The following is a 15,970-nucleotide window of genomic DNA, read 5'->3' on the forward strand; positions in this document are numbered from 1 at the left end:
CATGCCGCGCAGGACAGATCTCACCAGCGTTCTGGTCATCGGCTCCGGGCCGATCGTCATCGGACAGGCCGCGGAGTTCGACTACTCGGGCACGCAGGCCCTCCGGGTGCTCAAGGAGGAGGGCCTGCGGGTCATCCTCGTGAACTCCAACCCGGCGACCATCATGACCGACCCCGAGTTCGCCGACGCCACCTACGTGGAGCCCATCACCCCCGAGGTGGTGGAGAAGATCATCGCCAAGGAGCGGCCCGACGCCCTGCTGCCCACCCTGGGCGGGCAGACCGCGCTCAACACGGCGATCGCCCTCGACGCCAACGGCGTGCTCGACAAGTACGGGGTGGAGCTGATCGGCGCCAACGTCGAGGCCATCAACCTGGGCGAGGACCGCGAGAAGTTCAAGGGCGTGGTGGAGCGCTGCGGCGCCGAGTCCGCCCGCTCCGTCATCGTGCACTCCATGCCCGAGGCCCTGGCCGCCGCCCAGGAGCTGGGCTACCCCATGGTGGTCCGCCCGTCCTTCACGATGGGCGGCCTCGGCTCGGGCCTGGCCTACGACGAGGAGGACCTGCACCGCATCGCCGGCGCCGGCATCCAGTACAGCCCCACCTCCGAGGTGCTCCTCGAGGAGTCCATCCTCGGCTGGAAGGAGTACGAGCTGGAGATGATGCGCGACAAGAACGACAACGTCGTGGTCGTGTGCTCCATCGAGAACTTCGACCCCGTGGGCGTGCACACCGGGGACTCGATCACCGTGGCCCCGGCCATGACGCTGACCGACCGCGAGTACCAGAACCTGCGGGACATCGCGATCGCCGTGATCCGCGAGGTCGGCGTGGACACCGGTGGGTGCAACATCCAGTTCGCGATCGAGCCGGACACCGGCCGCGTCGTCGTCATCGAGATGAACCCGCGCGTCTCCCGCTCCTCGGCCCTCGCCTCCAAGGCCACGGGCTTCCCGATCGCCAAGATCGCCACGAAGCTGTCGCTGGGCTACACCCTCGACGAGATCCCCAACGACATCACCCGCAAGACCCCCGCGTCCTTCGAACCGACGCTGGACTACGTCGTCGTGAAGATCCCGCGCTTCGCGTTCGAGAAGTTCCCGGCCGCGGACCCCACGCTGACCACCACCATGAAGTCGGTCGGCGAGGCCATGGCGATCGGGCGCAACTTCACCGAGGCGCTGCAGAAGGCCATGCGCTCCCTCGAGCAGAAGGGCTCCAGCTTCTCGTTCGTGCGCCCCGAGCTCGACGACGACGCCCTGGCGCGGCTCGTCGACGCCACCCGCACGCCCACCACCGAGCGGATCCAGCAGGTCCAGCAGGCCCTGCTGGCCGGCGCGTCCGTGGAGCGGCTCTACGAGGCCACGGGCATCGACCCCTGGTTCCTCGACCAGCTGGTGCTGCTCAACGAGGTCGCGGACGTGGTGCGCCAGGACGCCGACCTCACGGTGCGCACCCTGCGCCTGGCCAAGCGGCACGGCTTCTCCGACGCCCAGATCGGCGAGCTCGCCCACCTGGCCGAGGACGTGGTCCGCGGCGTGCGCCACGCGCTGGGCATCCGCCCCGTGTTCAAGACCGTGGACACGTGCGCGGCGGAGTTCGAGGCGTTCACCCCGTACCACTACTCCTCCTACGACGAGGAGAGCGAGGTCGGCCGGCACGAGCGGCCCTCCATCATGATCCTCGGCTCCGGGCCGAACCGGATCGGGCAGGGCATCGAGTTCGACTACTCGTGCGTGCACGCCTCCATGGTGCTGCGCGAGGCCGGGCACGAGACCGTGATGGTCAACTGCAACCCGGAGACCGTCTCCACCGACTACGACGTCTCCACGCGGCTGTACTTCGAACCGCTGACCTTCGAGGACGTCATGGAGGTCGTCGAGACGGAGCGGCGCACCGGCGGGCTGCTCGGGGTGTTCGTGCAGCTCGGCGGGCAGACCCCGCTCAAGCTCGCCGCCCAGCTCAAGGCCGCGGGCGTGCCGATCCTCGGCACCACCCCGGAGGCCATCGACCTCGCCGAGGACCGCGGGGAGTTCGCCCGGGTGCTCGCCGAGGCCGGGCTGCGCCAGCCGAAGAACGGCACGGCGTCCACCTTCGAGGCCGCCAAGCGGATCGCGGACGACATCGGCTACCCGGTGCTCGTGCGCCCCTCGTACGTGCTCGGCGGCCGCGGCATGGAGATCGTCTACGACGAGCCCGCCCTGGCCCGCTACCTGCAGAACGCCACCGAGGTCTCCGCCTCGCGGCCCGCGCTGATCGACAAGTTCCTCGAGGACGCCATCGAGATCGACGTGGACGCCCTCTACGACGGGACGGACCTCTACGTGGGCGGCGTCATGGAGCACCTCGAGGAGGCCGGCATCCACTCCGGGGACTCCGCGTGCACCCTGCCGTCCATCACCCTCGGCCCGGACGTGGTCGAGCGCGTGCGCGAGGCCACCCTGGCCATCGCCCGCGGCGTGGGCGTGTGCGGGCTCATCAACATCCAGTTCGCCGTGGCCTCCGACATCCTCTACGTCATCGAGGCCAACCCGCGGGCCTCCCGCACCGTGCCGTTCGTCTCCAAGGCCACGGGCGTGCAGCTGGCCAAGGCCGCCGCCCTCATCGGCACCGGCACCACCATCGCCCAGCTGCGGGCCCAGGGCCACCTGCCGCAGCGGATCGACGGGTCCACGCTGCCCGCCTCGGCCCCCGTGGCCGTGAAGGAGGCCGTCCTGCCCTTCGCGCGCTTCCGCACCGCCGAGGGGGCGGTGGTCGACTCCCTGCTCGGCCCGGAGATGCGCTCCACCGGCGAGGTCATGGGCCTGGACAAGTACTTCGACACCGCCTTCGCCAAGGCGCAGGCGGCGGCGAACGTCTCCCTGCCCACGTCCGGGCGGATGTTCGTGTCCGTGGCCAACAAGGACAAGCGCTCCTCGATCGCCTACGTGCGGATGTTCCGCGACCTCGGCTTCGAGATCCTCGCCACCGGCGGCACCGCGGACGTGCTGCGCCGCAACGGCATCGAGTCCACCGTGGTCCGCAAGATCCGCGAGACGGCCCCCGGGGAGCGGACCATCGTGGACCTCATCGCCGACGGGGAGATCGACCTGATCTTCAACACCCCGGCCGGCGGCGCCGCCCGCGGCGACGGCTACGAGATCCGCGCCGCGGCCACCAGCGTGGGCGTGCCCCTGATGACCACGGTCTCCGTGCTGGGCGCCGCCCTGCAGGCCGTCACCGCGCTGCGCTCCTACTCGTGGGACGTGACCAGCCTGCAGGAGCACGAGCAGCGCCTGGAGGTCCTTCTGCGCGCCGGCGAGCCCGAGGCCGTGCGTGCCTGAGGACACCGCCCCGGCGCCCGGCCCCGTGACCCCGGCGCCCGGCCGGGCGCCCTTCGGCGCGCGGCTGGGCGCCGCGATGGACGAGCACGGGCCCCTGTGCGTGGGCATCGACCCGCACCCCGGCCTGCTGGACGCGTGGGGCTTGCCCCGCTCCGCCGAGGGCCTGCGCCGGTTCGCGCTCACGGTCCTGGAGGCCGCCGCCGGGCACGCCGCCGCGATCAAGCCCCAGGTGGCGCTGTTCGAGCCCTACGGCGCCGCCGGCTTCGCCGTGCTCGAGGAGCTGCTCGCGCAGGCGCGCTCGGCGGAGCTGCTGACGGTCGCCGACGCCAAGCGCGGGGACATCGGCTCCACGATGGAGGCCTACGCGGCCGCGTGGCTGGGGGAGGGGTCCCCGCTCGCGGCGGACGCCGTGACCTTGAGCCCCTACCTCGGCTTCGAGTCGCTGCGCCCGGCCCTCGACCTGGCGGCCCGCACCGGCCGCGGCACGTTCGTGCTGGCGCTGACCTCCAACCCCGAGGGTCGCTCCGTCCAGCACGTCGGGGGCCGGGAGTCCGTCGCCGGCTCCGTGTGCGCCGCGGCGGCCGCCGAGAACGACCGGCTCCGCGGTTCCGGGGGAGAGCCGGCCGCCCGGGCCGGTCTCGGCTCCTGCGGGCTCGTGGTGGGCGCCACGGTCGGCAGCGCGCTGACCGAGCTCGGCATCGACCTGACGGCGGTGCGCGGGCCGCTGCTCGCCCCCGGCTACGGCGCGCAGGGCGCCCGCGCCGAGGAGCTCCCGGCCGTGTTCGGCGCCGCGGCCGGGCAGGTGCTCGCGGCCTCGAGCCGGGCGATCCTGCGCCGGGGACCGGAGGTGCCGGCGCTGCGGGAGGCGGTCCTGCGCTCGGCAGGGGAGCTGGCGGCAGCCCTGGACTGAGCCCCCGCGGTGGTCCCGCGCCTCCTCCCGCCGGCTCCCCGGCGACGACACCCCTGGTCACACAACGGTCGTGTCGCCTTGCGAAGCATCGTTCTTCATGTAGTTTCTTTAGCAAACGGGCTGTCCGTCCTCTCGTGGGACGGGGGCTGCAGTCCGTGGCGACGAGGAGGAACCACATGGCACTGCGTCCGTTGACCGACGAGGAGCGAGCCGCCGCGAGGGAGAAGGCGACCCGGGCACGGACGGCGCGCGCCGACGTGAAGAAGGGCCTGCGCGAGCGCCGCATGACGGTCGCCGAGATCCTCGACCGCGCGGACCGGGACGAGGCCGTGAGCCGGCTGAAGGTCTCGGACCTGCTCGAGGCCACCCCCGGCATCGGCAAGGTCCGCTCCGCGGCCATCATGGACGAGATCGGCATCGCCCGCACCCGGCGGCTGCGCGGGCTCGGCGTGCACCAGCGCAGGGCGCTCATCGAGCACCTGGACCGCTGAGCCGGGCGGGGCGCGGAGGCCCCGGGCGCGATCCGCTAGATTGGGGGAAACACCCCAGTCCCAGGAGGATGCCCGTGAGCCTCGACGCGCCCCGCGCCGCGCGCCCGTCCCTGACCGTGCTCGCCGGACCCACGGCCGTGGGCAAGGGCACGGTCTCGACCTACGTCCGGGACCACTACCCGCAGGTGTGGCTGTCCGTGTCCGCGACCACCCGGGACCCCCGCCCCGGGGAGGTCGACGGCACCCACTACTTCTTCGTCTCCGACGAGGAGTTCGACGCCATGGCCCGCGACGGGCAGCTGCTGGAGTGGGCCGTGGTGCACAACTCGCACCGCTACGGCACGCTGCGCTCCACCGTGGAGCGGGCCCTCGAGCGCGGGCTCAGCGTCCTGCTCGAGATCGACCTGCAGGGCGCCCGCCAGATCCGCAACACCATGCCGGAGGCCAACTTCGTGTTCCTCGCCCCGCCCAGCTGGGACGAGATGGTCGCCCGGCTCGTCGGCCGGGGCACCGAGACGGCGGCCGAACAGCGGGTCCGGCTGGAAACCGCTAAACTGGAGCTCGCGGCAGAGCCGGAGTTCGACCACACCGTGATCAACGACCGGGTCGAGCGCGCCGCCGCCGAACTCGTGCAGCTCATGGGGGTCGACCCCGAGCCGGCATCCTGAGACCCGTCCACCCCGTCTGGAGCAATCGCTTGTCTACCCACACCGAAGGCATCATCAACCCGCCGATCGACGCCCTGCTGAAGAAGTCCGACTCCAAGTACGGACTCGTGATCTTCGGCGCCCGGCGGGCCCGGCAGATCAATGCCTACTACTCGCAGCTGCACGAGGGCCTCTTCGAGTACGTCGGTCCCCTCGTGGATACCCAGCTCAACGAGAAGCCGCTGTCGATCGCCTTCCGCGAGATCGACGAGGGCCTCATCGAGGGTCGCCCGGTCGAGCACGCCGGGTTCGCCGAGAACGGCCAGCTCACCACGGAGGCCGACCTCGCCGCCGACGTCTTCGGCGCCGACTTCTTCGCCCAGGGCACCGAGGAGAGCGCCGTGGACTTCTCCGCGGACGCCGCCTTCTCCGGCGGCACCTCGGTGGACTTCTCCTCGGGCGACGACAGCCCCGCCGAGCCGCTGGGCGACCTGCCCGGCAGCGGCGCGGCCATCGCCGCCGACAACGCCTCCGACGGCGCCGGCGACGCGGCGGACGCCGCTCCGGAGGAGCCGGGGCGCGAGCCCGGGGACCTCCAGGACCTGTGAGCCGGCCGGCACCCCGACGACGGGGCGCGGCGGCGTGAGGATCGTCCTCGGCATCGGCGGGGGCATCGCCGCGTACAAGGCGGCGCTGCTCCTGCGCCTGTTCACCGAGAGCGGCCACACGGTGGTGCCCGTCCCCACCGAGGCCGCGCTGCGCTTCGTCGGCGCCCCCACCTGGGAGGCGCTCTCGGGCCAGCGGGTCAGCACGGACGTCTTCGACCGCGTGGACGAGGTCAACCACGTCCACCAGGGCCAGGCCGCCGACCTCGTCGTCGTCGCCCCGGCGACCGCCGACCTGCTGGCGCGCGCCGCCCACGGGCACGCCGACGACCTGCTGACCACCACGCTGCTCGCCACGCGCGCCCCGGTGCTGTTCGCCCCGGCGATGCACACCGAGATGTGGCTCAACCCGGCCGTGCAGGCCAACGTCGCGCAGCTGCGCGCCCACGGGCACACCGTCCTGGAGCCCGCCGACGGCCGGCTCACCGGCCCCGACTCGGGCCCCGGCCGGCTGCCCGAGCCCGAGGTCGTCCGCGACGCCGCGCTTCGCCTGGCCGGGGACGGCGGCGCCCCCGACGGCCCGCTGGCCGGCACGCGGGTGCTCGTGAGCGCGGGCGGCACCCGCGAGCCGCTGGACCCCGTCCGTTTCCTGGGCAACCGCTCCTCCGGCAAGCAGGGCGTGGCGATCGCCGCCGCCGCCCGGGACGCCGGTGCCGCGGTCACCCTCGTGGCCGCCCACCTCGAGACGCCGGTGCCCGCCGGCGTCGAGGTCGTGCACGCCGGCACCGCCGAGCAGCTGCGCCGCGCCTGCGTGCGCGCCGCGGCGCGGGCCGACGTCGTGGTGATGGCCGCCGCGGTGGCCGACTACCGCCCGGCCCGGATCGCCGACGCCAAGCTGAAGAAGGCCGAGGACGGGTCCAACCCCGTGCTCGAGCTGGTGCGCAACCCCGACATCCTCAAGGAGCTCGTGGACCTGCGCAACACCGCCCGGCGCCGCCAGCTCCTCGTCGGCTTCGCCGCCGAGACCGGGGACGCCGAGACCGACCCCCTGACGTTCGGGCGCCGGAAGCTCGTGCGCAAGGGCTGCGACCTGCTGGCCGTCAACCACGTGGGCGAGAACCTCGTCTTCGGCCAGGACACCACCACCCTGACCGTGCTCAGCGCGGCCGGGGCCCCCGAGCAGGTGCTCGAGGGCTCCAAGACGGACGTGGCCCGCGGGCTCGTGGCGCGGATCGCCCAGGAACTGGCCGGCGTCCGCGCCGGAGCCTGACCCGCCCGAGCCGGCGGCGCCGACCGGTGCGGCGCTGCGCCGTCCGGGGCGCCCGGTAGTGTGGTCTCCCGTGAGCGAGACGACCCAGCACCTGAGACTGTTCACCTCCGAGTCCGTCACGGAGGGACACCCCGACAAGATCTGCGACCAGATCAGCGACTCCATCCTGGACGACCTCCTGCGCCAGGACCCCGAGTCCTCCGTGGCGGTCGAGACCATGGTGACCACCGGGCTGGTGCACGTCGCCGGCGAGGTGAAGACCCGCGGCTACGTGGAGATCCCCAACGTGGTGCGCAAGACGCTGCTCGACATCGGCTACAACTCCTCGGTGCACGGCTTCGACGGCGAGTTCTGCGGGGTGTCCATCAGCGTCGGGGAGCAGTCCCCGGAGATCTACGAGGGCGTGTTCCAGTCCCTCGAGGTCCGCGAGGGCACCGCCCGCGACGCCCGCGACGCCCAGGGCGCCGGGGACCAGGGCATCATGTTCGGCTACGCCTCCAACGAGACCGAGGTGCTGATGCCGGCGCCGATCCACATCGCCCACCGCCTCTCCGAGCAGCTCACCCGCGTGCGCAAGACCGCCGTGCTGCCGGGTCTGCGCCCCGACGGCAAGACCCAGGTCACCCTCGGCTACGACGGCGACCGCCCCGTGGCCGTGGACACCGTGGTGGTCTCCGCCCAGCACGTCGAGGGCTACGACCTCGACCAGCTCGCCTCCGACCTGCGCCGCAGCGTGATCAGCCCCGTGCTCGAGGAGTCCGGGCTGGACCTCTCCGGCACCCAGGTGATCATCAACCCGGCCGGCAACTTCGTGCGCGGCGGGCCCGTGGGGGACGCCGGTCTGACCGGCCGCAAGATCATCGTGGACACCTACGGCGGCATGGCCCGCCACGGCGGGGGCGCCTTCTCCGGCAAGGACCCCTCGAAGGTGGACCGCTCCGCCGCCTACGCGATGCGCTGGGTGGCCAAGAACGTCGTGGCGGCCGGCCTCGCCGACCGCGTGGAGGTCCAGGTCGCGTACGCGATCGGGCGCGCCGCCCCCGTCGGGCTCTACGTCGAGACCTTCGGCACCGAGAAGGTCGCCCCCACCCGGATCGAGCACGCCATCCGTGAGGTCTTCGACCTGCGGCCGCTGGCCATCATCGAGGACCTCGATCTCAAGCGCCCCATCTACGCGCGCACCGCCGCGCACGGGCACTTCGGCCGCTCCGAGCCCGAGTTCACCTGGGAGCGCACCGACCGCGTCGCGGACCTGCGGTCGGCCGCCGGGGTCTGACCGTGGACCCGGAGGGCGCCGGGGACGCCGCGGAGGGCCCGCGGCAGCTGTCGCTCCTCTCGGGCTTCCCGCCCCGGCCCCCGCGCGAGGACGCCAAGGGCGTGGGCGCGGTGCTGCCGGCCGAGCACGACCCCGTGGCCCGGGTGCTGCTGGACACCCACGTCCCGCACCTGGACCGCCCGTTCGACTACCTCGTGCCGGCCGAGCTGGCCGGGGCGGCGGTGCCGGGCGCCCGCGTCAAGGTCGGCTTCGGCGGGCAGGAGCTGACGGGCTTCGTGCTCGAGCGCACGGGCGAGTCCGAGGTCATGCACCGGATCCAGCCCCTGCGCCGGGTGCTGTCCCCGCTGCCCGTGCTCGCCCCGGAGATCGCGCGGCTGGCCGAGGACGTCGCCGCCCGCTCGGCCGGCACGGCCGCGGACGTCGTCCGGGTGGCCGTCCCGCCCCGCGTCGCCCGCGTGGAGAAGGAGGTCGAGCAGCGGCTGGCCGAGGTGCCCGGCCACTCGACCGGGCTGTCCCCGCACGCCCCGGGTCCCTCCCACGACGCCGCGCTGGCGGACTACGCCGGCGGTGCGCAGTTCCTGGCGGAGCTGGCGGCGGGGGCCTCCCCGCGGGCCGTCGTCGAGGTGCTCCCCGCCCATCCCGCCCACGACTGGACGGACGTCCTGGCCGCCGCGATCGGCGCGGCGTGGCGGGCCGGGCGCGGGGCGGTCGCCGTCGTCGCGGACCAGAAGGCGCTGGCGCGGCTCGAGCGCTCGGTCGCGGACGAGATCGGCGGGGAGCACCTGGTGCGCCTGCACGCCGAGGACGGGCCCACGCCCCGCTACCGGGCGTTCCTGGCCGCGGCCACCGGGCAGGTGCGGGTGGTCCTCGGCACCCGCTCCGCCGCGTACGCCCCCGTGGACGACCTCGGCCTCGTGGCGTGCTTCGACGACGGCGACGAGAACCTCGTGGAGCAGCGCGCCCCCTACCAGCACGTCCGGGACGTGCTGCTGCTGCGCGCCGGGCGCAGCGGGTGCGCGGCGCTGTTCGCCGGTCACGCGGTCAGCCCCGAGGCCCAGCGCCTCGTCGTCTCCGGGTGGGCCCGCCGGATCGCTCCCGCGCGGGACGTGCTGCGCGTCCACGCCCCGCGGATCGTCTCCACCGCCGACTCCTTCCACGCCGCCCGGGACCCGCTGGCCTCCCGGGCCCGGCTGCCCGAGACGGCCTACCGGGCGGCCCGCGAGGCCCTCGAGCGGGGCCCCGTCCTGGTCCAGGTCGCCCGCGCCGGCTACGCCCCGCACCTGGCGTGCGAGCGCTGCCGGGAGCCCGCCCGCTGCACCGCCTGCGACGGGCCTCTCGGGGTCGTGTCCCGGCGCGGGGTGCCCCGGTGCGGCTGGTGCGGCCGCTCGGCACACGCCTGGTCCTGCGCCGCCTGCGGGTCCCCCCGGATGCGCCTGGTCACCGTCGGGGCGCTGCGCACCGCCGAGGAGCTGGGGCGGGCGTTCCCGAAGGTGCCCGTCGTGGCGTCCTCGGGCGACGCGGTGCGCGCGGACGTCCCCGGCACGCCCGCTCTCGTCGTGGCCACCCCGGGCGCCGAGCCGGTCGCGGAGGGCGGCTACGCGGCCGCCCTGCTGCTGGACGGCAACCGGATGCTGATGCGCCCCGCCCTGCGCGCCGCGGAGCAGACGCTGCGCCGGTGGTTCAACGCCGCCGCGCTGGTGCGCCGCGCCCGGGACGGCGGGATCGTGGTGGTCACCGCGGAGCACGAGGCCGCCGTGGGCGCGCTCGTGCGGTGGGACCCGGCCGGGTACGCCGAGCGCGAGCTGGTGGAGCGCCAGTCCCTGGGCCTGCCCCCGGCCGTGCGCTCGGCGGCCGTGACGGGCCCGGCCGCGGCGGTCGCGGCGTTCCTGGCCGACCTCGAGCTGCCGCCCGCCGTGCGGGTCATCGGGCCCGCCCCCCTGGAGGACCACGAGCCCGGGCCTGAGGGGGAGCCGGCCCCGCACCGGGCGCTGCTGTTCTTCGGCTACGGCGTGGCCGGGGAGGTCACCCGCCGGCTGCGGGCCGCCCGGTCGAAGGCCTCCGCGCTGCGCAAGCACGCCCCGGTGCACGTGCGCTGCGACGTCACCGACCTGCTCTGAGGACCGCGCCGGCCCAGGCGCACCCGTGGTCGGCGCAGCGGCGGGTGCGCCCGGGTGTTGGCGCACGGGCCGCGGTGTGGTTGGTTGGTGTCCTGGGGCCGCGCCGCGGCCGGGAGTCGGAGGCCACCGTGGGCGAAGAGGTCAGTTCCCGCAGCTACACGCGCGAGCAGCGCCAGCGCTACCGGGAGAAGGTCCGTGCGGACCTCGACGTGTTCGAGCAGATGCTCGCCCGCGCCTCGTTCGAGTTCGACCGGCCCATGACGGGGCTGGAGATCGAGCTCAACCTCGTCGACGGGAGCTTCGACCCGCACTTCCACAACGACGAGGTGCTCGCCGCGATCGCCGACCCCGGGTACCAGACCGAGCTGGCGCGGTACAACATCGAGCTCAACGTGCCTCCCCGCCCGCTGCCCGGACGGGCCGCCCTCGAGCTCGAGGAGGACCTGCGCGCCTCGCTCAACGCCGCGGACGCCGCGGCCCGCGGGGTCGGCTCACGGATCGTGACGATCGGCATCCTGCCCACCCTGCGCCCCGAGCACTACGAGCAGGAGTGGATCAGCGACAACAACCGCTACACGGCGCTCAACGACTCCATCTTCGTGGCGCGCGGGGAGGACATCCGCCTCGAGATCGAGGGGCCCACCGGCGAGCGGGTCGACACCTGGTGCGACTCGATCGCCCCCGAGTCGGCGTGCACCAGCGTCCAGCTGCACCTGCAGGTCGCCCCCGCCCAGTTCGCGGCGCACTGGAACGCCGCCCAGGCGCTGTCCGCCCCGCAGATCGCCCTCGGCGCGAACAGCCCGTTCTTCTACGGCCGGCGGCTGCACGCCGAGACCCGGATCGCGCTGTTCACCCAGGCCACGGACACCCGCCCGGTGGAGCTGAAGAACCAGGGGGTGCGTCCCCGGGTGTTCTTCGGCGAGCGGTGGATCACCTCGATCTTCGACCTGTTCGAGGAGAACGTCCGCTGGTTCCCGGCGCTGCTGGCCGAGAGCTCCGAGGAGGACCCGGCCGCGAAGCTGCGGGCCGGGATCGCCCCGGACCTCTCGGAGCTGCGGCTGCACAACGGGACGGTCTACCGCTGGAACCGGCCGATCTACGACGTCGTGGGCGGCCGGCCGCACCTGCGGGTGGAGAACCGGGTGCTGCCCGCGGGCCCGACGATCACCGACGTGATGGCCAACGCCGCGTTCTACTACGGGGCCGCGCGCGTGCTGGCCCGGCAGGAGCGGCCGGTGTGGACCCGGATGAGCTTCCCGGCCTGCGCCGAGAACTTCACCCGCGCCGCCCGGGACGGCATCGACGCCCGGCTGTACTGGCCCGGCTACGGGGAGGTCAGCGCCGACGAGCTCGTCCTGCGCCACCTCCTCCCGCTGGCCCACCAGGGCCTCGAGGAGTGGGGGGTGGCTCCGGAGGTGCGCGAGCGCTACCTGGGGATCATCGAGGGCCGGTGCGTCTCGGGGGTCAACGGCGCGGTGTGGCAGACCCGGGCGGTCGAACACTTCGAGCGCCACGGCGCGGACCGGCCCACCGCCCTGCGCCGGATGCTGGAGGCCTACGCCGAGCACATGGACGAGAACGAGCCGGTGCACACCTGGTCGGTGCCCTAGGGGCCACGCGGGCGCCGCGGGGAGGGCCCCTGCGCCGGTGCGGGGCTCAGGTGCCGATGGGCTCCACGTCCTCGGCCCGCGCAGGGACCGGTGGCGGGACCGCATCGGCCGCGGCGGGCTGCGGGGGCGTCAGGACCGAGGCGTAGGCGTGCTCCGTGGAGTACCGCAGGAACGACAGGTGGGCCTCGTAGCGGTCCAGGACGTCGTTGATCAGCTGCTGCTGGGTCAGTCCCATCAGGTCGTAGCCCTCGCTGCCGGTCTGGGTGAACACCTCGAGCCGGTAGTAGACGTCCGTCTCCCGGGACATGCTGCGGGCCCCGATCATCGGCACCGGCGCCCGGACGGCCGCCACCTGGTAGTGGAAGTCCCGGTGGTCGGCCATGTTCACGACGAGCGCGTGCTCGTCGATGCCGGTCCCGGCGTTCGGGGTCGTGCGCAGCTCCGCCTGGTGGCCCAGGTCGCGGAACTCGTCGGCGACGTCCTGGAGCGCGGGTCGCACGACGCGCCCGACGAACTGGGCGACGGCCTTCTGCGAGGGATAGGACCGCAGGCGGGCCAGGCGCTGCCGCCACGTCTTCTCGGGGACCAGGCCGCCGTGGACCGCGTCGAAGCGCCGGCGCAGGGTCCGGCCCTCGCGCTCGGCCCGCTCCATCCGCAGCACCTTCGAGAAGGAGGCCATCACGAGGAAGGCGATGACCGTCACCGGCAGCGCGAAGATCAGCGTGGCGTGCTCCATGGTGGTGACGCCCCCGGCCACGAGCATGGCGATGGTGAGCACCGCGGTCAGCAGCGCCCAGAAGATCCGCAGCCACTTCGCCCCGTCCTGCGCCGGGTCGGGGATGGTCGAGGAGAAGTTCGACATCACCATCGCACCCGAGTTGGCGCTCGTCAGATAGAACAGCAGCCCGGACAGGGTCGCCAGCCCGATCAGGAACGCCGCGCCGGGGAACATCTCGAGCAGTGCGTACCAGCCCTGCTCCGGGCTCTCCACGGCCAGCCGGGCGAACTCGGTGTTGCCGCTGAGCACCTCGTACATGGCGGAGTTGCCGAAGACGGTCACGATGAAGAAGTCGCAGAGCACGGGTGCGGTGATGGCCGCGACGACGAACTCCCGCAGCGTCCTGCCCCGTGAGATGCGGGCGAGGAACAGTCCGACGAACGGTCCCCACGCCAGCCAGAAGGCCCAGAAGAACAGCGTCCAGCCGCCCATCCACTCCGAGCCGCCCTCCACGTAGGCGAAGGTCTGCACCGTGCGCTCGGGCAGGGTGAAGACGAAGCGGCCGATGTTCTCGACCATGGCGTTGAGCAGGAAGGCGGTCTCGCCGGTGACGAGGATGTAGAGCATCATCGCGCCCGCGCTCCAGAGGTTGAGCTCGGAGATGACCCGGATGCCCCGGTCCACCCCGGAGGTGCAGGCCGCGACCGTCATGACGACGGCCACCAGCACGAGGGCGATCTGCAGCGCCAGGCCTTCCGGTAGCCCGAAGAGCCAGGCAAAACCGACGTTCAGGAGCACGACCCCGATGCCCATCGAGGTCGCCACGCCGAACACGGTGCCCACCAGGGCAAAGACGTCGATGACGTCGCCGGTGGTCCCGCGGACGCGCCGGCCGAGCAGCGGGTACAGGGCGGCCCGGATGGAGAGCGGCATGCCCCAGCGGTAGGCGAAGTAGCCCATGGCCATGCCCAGCAGGGCGTACATCGACCACCCGGCCACGCCGTAGTGGAACATCGTCCAGACCACGGCGTCCTGGGCGGCCTCGGCGGAGCGGGGGTCGGCCGCGGGGGGAGCGACGAACTGGGTGATCGGTCCGGTCACCGAGTAGAAGAGCATGTCGATGCCCACGCCGGCGGCGAAGAGCATCGCGACCCAGGTGAAGAGCCCGTACTGCGGGCGGGAGTGGTCCGGGCCCAGCCGGACGCTGCCCTCCTTGGAGAAGGCGACCCAGAGGACGAAGAGGATCACCAGGGTCACCGTGAGGACGTAGAACCAGCCGAGATTGGTCGCGATCCAGCCGACGACGTCCCGCATGGCGCTCGCGGCGTGGTGCGGGGCGGCCATCGCCCAGACCGAGAACGCGAGGACGACCAGGGAGGACGTGACGAAGACCCGCCAGTTGACGCGGGGCTCGCGGTCCTCGGCGAGCTCGGCCGGGCCCTTGCTCAGCTCGGTGCTGGAGATCGGGGGGAGCTCCTCGTGGGGAAGGCGTGAACGGCGGCGCACGGCCGCGCCGACCCGGTCCCGCTCGACCATCGCCCTCGACGGCTCGGGCTCCGGCCGCTGGTCGTCGTCTGCTTCCGTCACTCGATCGGTCCTTTCCTCGGGTGGGGCTGTCCGGGTGGCGCGGCACGGTGCGCCGGCGACCGGGCGAGGACCTCTCGGAGACGACGCACCGGCCTGCTGCGCTCCTTGCCGCTGGTGGCCGTGCTCGTGCGGCGGCGGTGGCAGGCCCCCGGGTTCGGGGTCCGCCGGCTGCGGAGGGTGCCCGGTCCGGCGTGGTGCCGTGGCCGGCAACGGTGCGGGCCGTGGCGCCGTCGTCGTGCCGGGTCGCCGCGGGAGGTGCGCTCAGAGGCCACGGGGCGCTTCCCGTCCGCCGGGGCCGCCCGGGGTCGGTCGGGGCGGCGCGCCGGAGCACGGCGAGGGGAGCGGGCCCGGGAGGTCCTCCGGGTCGGCATGGGGCGTGCCCCCAGGATGCCCGCCGAGGTCCCCGCGCGTCCAACGATCAGAGGCGATCGACATCATCGGCAACCGCGATGGAACGACGGCGGGCCCCTGGGTCCGCGCGGCGGCCCGGAAGGGTCAGGCGGGAGCGGGGTGCTGCAGGCTGTGGTCCCAGAACCGCTGGGCGACCTGGGAGATCCGGCCCCGGCGGTGGACCAGGACCGTGCTCCACTCCAGGCGGGGACCGGTGTAGTCCACGATCCGCACGTCCGATCGGCCGGTCACGACGAAGCGGGGAACCATGGCGATGCCGCTGCCGGAGGCCACGAAGTCCGGCACGGCCGTCAGGTCCGAGAGCTCCACCGCCCGCCGGCGGACCAGTCCCGCGGCGGAGAAGGCGCTGTCGACGATGTGCCGCACGGCCTGGCCCGCCGCCGTGTCGATCCAGGGGTGCTCGCTCAGCTCGGCCAGGGTGGGCGGGGAGGCGGCGTCCGCGGCCAGGGGGTGCCCGGAGGGCGTGATGAGCACGAGCGCGCCCGAGGCCAGCGGGGCGGTCACCAGGTCGTGCACCACGGCACGGGCGGGCAGGGACACCACGGCGAGGTCCAGCTCGTGGGCCCGCAGCCGCGTCAGCAGCCCCTCGGAGCCGGCCGGATCGGTTCTCAGCGAGACCTGCACGTGCGGGTGCTCGGCGGAGAACCCGGCCAGCATCCCCGGCAGGTCCAGATGGCTGATGGGGTTGATCGTGCCGATCCGCAAGGAGCCGCGCCGGCCGCCGTCGGCCTCGAGCACGTGCTGGCGCAGGTCCTGTCCGAGGTGCAGCCAGGCCGGCGCCTCCTCGGCGAGCACCAGCCCGGCCGTGGTCAGCCGGGCGGTGCGGCGGGACCGGTCGAACAGCCGGACGCCGAGATCCTGCTCCAGGGCCCGGACCCTGGTGCTGACGCTCGACTGCACCGTGCCCAGTTCGTCGGCCGCACCGGCGAAGGTGCCGGTCCCCACCACCGCGAGGAAGGCCTCCAGCTGTCTCGTCTCCACCGGTCCAGCGTAGCCGCGGGACGGA

11 protein-coding genes are annotated in these 15,970 nt (G+C 73.7%); 9 read left to right on the forward strand and 2 right to left on the reverse strand.

Features of this window, described 5'->3' with window-relative positions; translation table 11 throughout:
• The first annotated feature begins 1 nt into the window (after nt 1).
• From carB to EQG70_RS09465, 9 genes are all read left to right on the forward strand, one after another.
• Entirely contained in the window at nt 2-3,322 is a 3,321-nt protein-coding gene (carB, locus tag EQG70_RS09425) for a carbamoyl-phosphate synthase large subunit (protein WP_035928498.1), read from the forward strand.
• Nucleotides 3,315-4,232 carry an orotidine-5'-phosphate decarboxylase gene (pyrF, locus tag EQG70_RS09430; RefSeq protein WP_017832306.1) on the forward strand — a complete coding sequence of 306 codons (918 nt, stop codon included), beginning with the start codon at nt 3,315-3,317 and terminating at the stop codon, nt 4,230-4,232. The genes carB and pyrF overlap by 8 nt, the downstream gene beginning before the upstream one ends.
• 176 nt (nt 4,233-4,408) lie before the next feature.
• A complete protein-coding gene (gene mihF, locus EQG70_RS09435) occupies nt 4,409-4,723 on the forward strand; it encodes an integration host factor, actinobacterial type (RefSeq protein WP_017832307.1) in 315 nt (104 codons plus the stop codon).
• 68 nt (nt 4,724-4,791) lie between these two features.
• Nucleotides 4,792-5,391: a guanylate kinase gene (gene gmk, locus EQG70_RS09440; RefSeq protein ID WP_031282390.1), complete on the forward strand. Its 600-nt coding sequence runs from the start codon at nt 4,792-4,794 to the stop codon at nt 5,389-5,391.
• Nucleotides 5,392-5,420: 29 nt separating this feature from the next.
• Complete coding sequence (gene rpoZ / locus EQG70_RS18520; RefSeq protein ID WP_017832309.1) at nt 5,421-5,978, forward strand: DNA-directed RNA polymerase subunit omega; 558 nt, start codon at nt 5,421-5,423, stop codon at nt 5,976-5,978.
• A 34-nt stretch (nt 5,979-6,012) separates the two neighbouring features.
• Nucleotides 6,013-7,245 (forward strand): bifunctional phosphopantothenoylcysteine decarboxylase/phosphopantothenate--cysteine ligase CoaBC, encoded by a 1,233-nt coding sequence (gene coaBC / locus EQG70_RS09450; RefSeq protein WP_017832310.1) that lies wholly within the window; start codon nt 6,013-6,015, stop codon nt 7,243-7,245.
• Nucleotides 7,246-7,315: 70 nt separating this feature from the next.
• On the forward strand, nt 7,316-8,521 hold the full coding sequence (gene metK, locus EQG70_RS09455) for a methionine adenosyltransferase (RefSeq protein WP_035928490.1): 1,206 nt from the start codon (nt 7,316-7,318) through the stop codon (nt 8,519-8,521).
• A gap of 2 nt (nt 8,522-8,523) precedes the next feature.
• Complete coding sequence (locus EQG70_RS09460; RefSeq protein ID WP_035928487.1) at nt 8,524-10,638, forward strand: primosomal protein N' family DNA-binding protein; 2,115 nt, start codon at nt 8,524-8,526, stop codon at nt 10,636-10,638.
• Nucleotides 10,639-10,766: 128 nt separating this feature from the next.
• A complete protein-coding gene (locus EQG70_RS09465; RefSeq protein ID WP_017832312.1) occupies nt 10,767-12,248 on the forward strand; it encodes a glutamate-cysteine ligase family protein in 1,482 nt (493 codons plus the stop codon).
• 46 nt (nt 12,249-12,294) lie between these two features.
• Here the strand turns inward: EQG70_RS09465 and betT are convergent, their stop codons facing one another.
• Nucleotides 12,295-14,502 (reverse strand): choline BCCT transporter BetT, encoded by a 2,208-nt coding sequence (gene betT / locus EQG70_RS09470; protein ID WP_410200014.1) that lies wholly within the window; start codon nt 14,500-14,502, stop codon nt 12,295-12,297.
• A gap of 546 nt (nt 14,503-15,048) precedes the next feature.
• Nucleotides 15,049-15,945 carry a LysR family transcriptional regulator gene (locus EQG70_RS09475; protein WP_017832314.1) on the reverse strand — a complete coding sequence of 299 codons (897 nt, stop codon included), beginning with the start codon at nt 15,943-15,945 and terminating at the stop codon, nt 15,049-15,051.
• Between the last annotated feature and the right edge of the window lie 25 nt (nt 15,946-15,970).

The organism is Kocuria rosea, from assembly GCF_006094695.1.
Classification (GTDB): domain Bacteria; phylum Actinomycetota; class Actinomycetes; order Actinomycetales; family Micrococcaceae; genus Kocuria; species Kocuria rosea.

Coding starts and splice junctions, on each gene's coding strand:
- carB (WP_035928498.1), top strand. CDS start 2: ATGCCGCGCAGGACAGATCTCACCAGCGTTCTGGTCATCGGCTCCGGG.
- gmk (WP_031282390.1), top strand. CDS start 4,792: ATGCCCGTGAGCCTCGACGCGCCCCGCGCCGCGCGCCCGTCCCTGACC.
- mihF (WP_017832307.1), top strand. CDS start 4,409: ATGGCACTGCGTCCGTTGACCGACGAGGAGCGAGCCGCCGCGAGGGAG.
- betT (WP_410200014.1), bottom strand. CDS start 14,502: ATGGTCGAGCGGGACCGGGTCGGCGCGGCCGTGCGCCGCCGTTCACGC.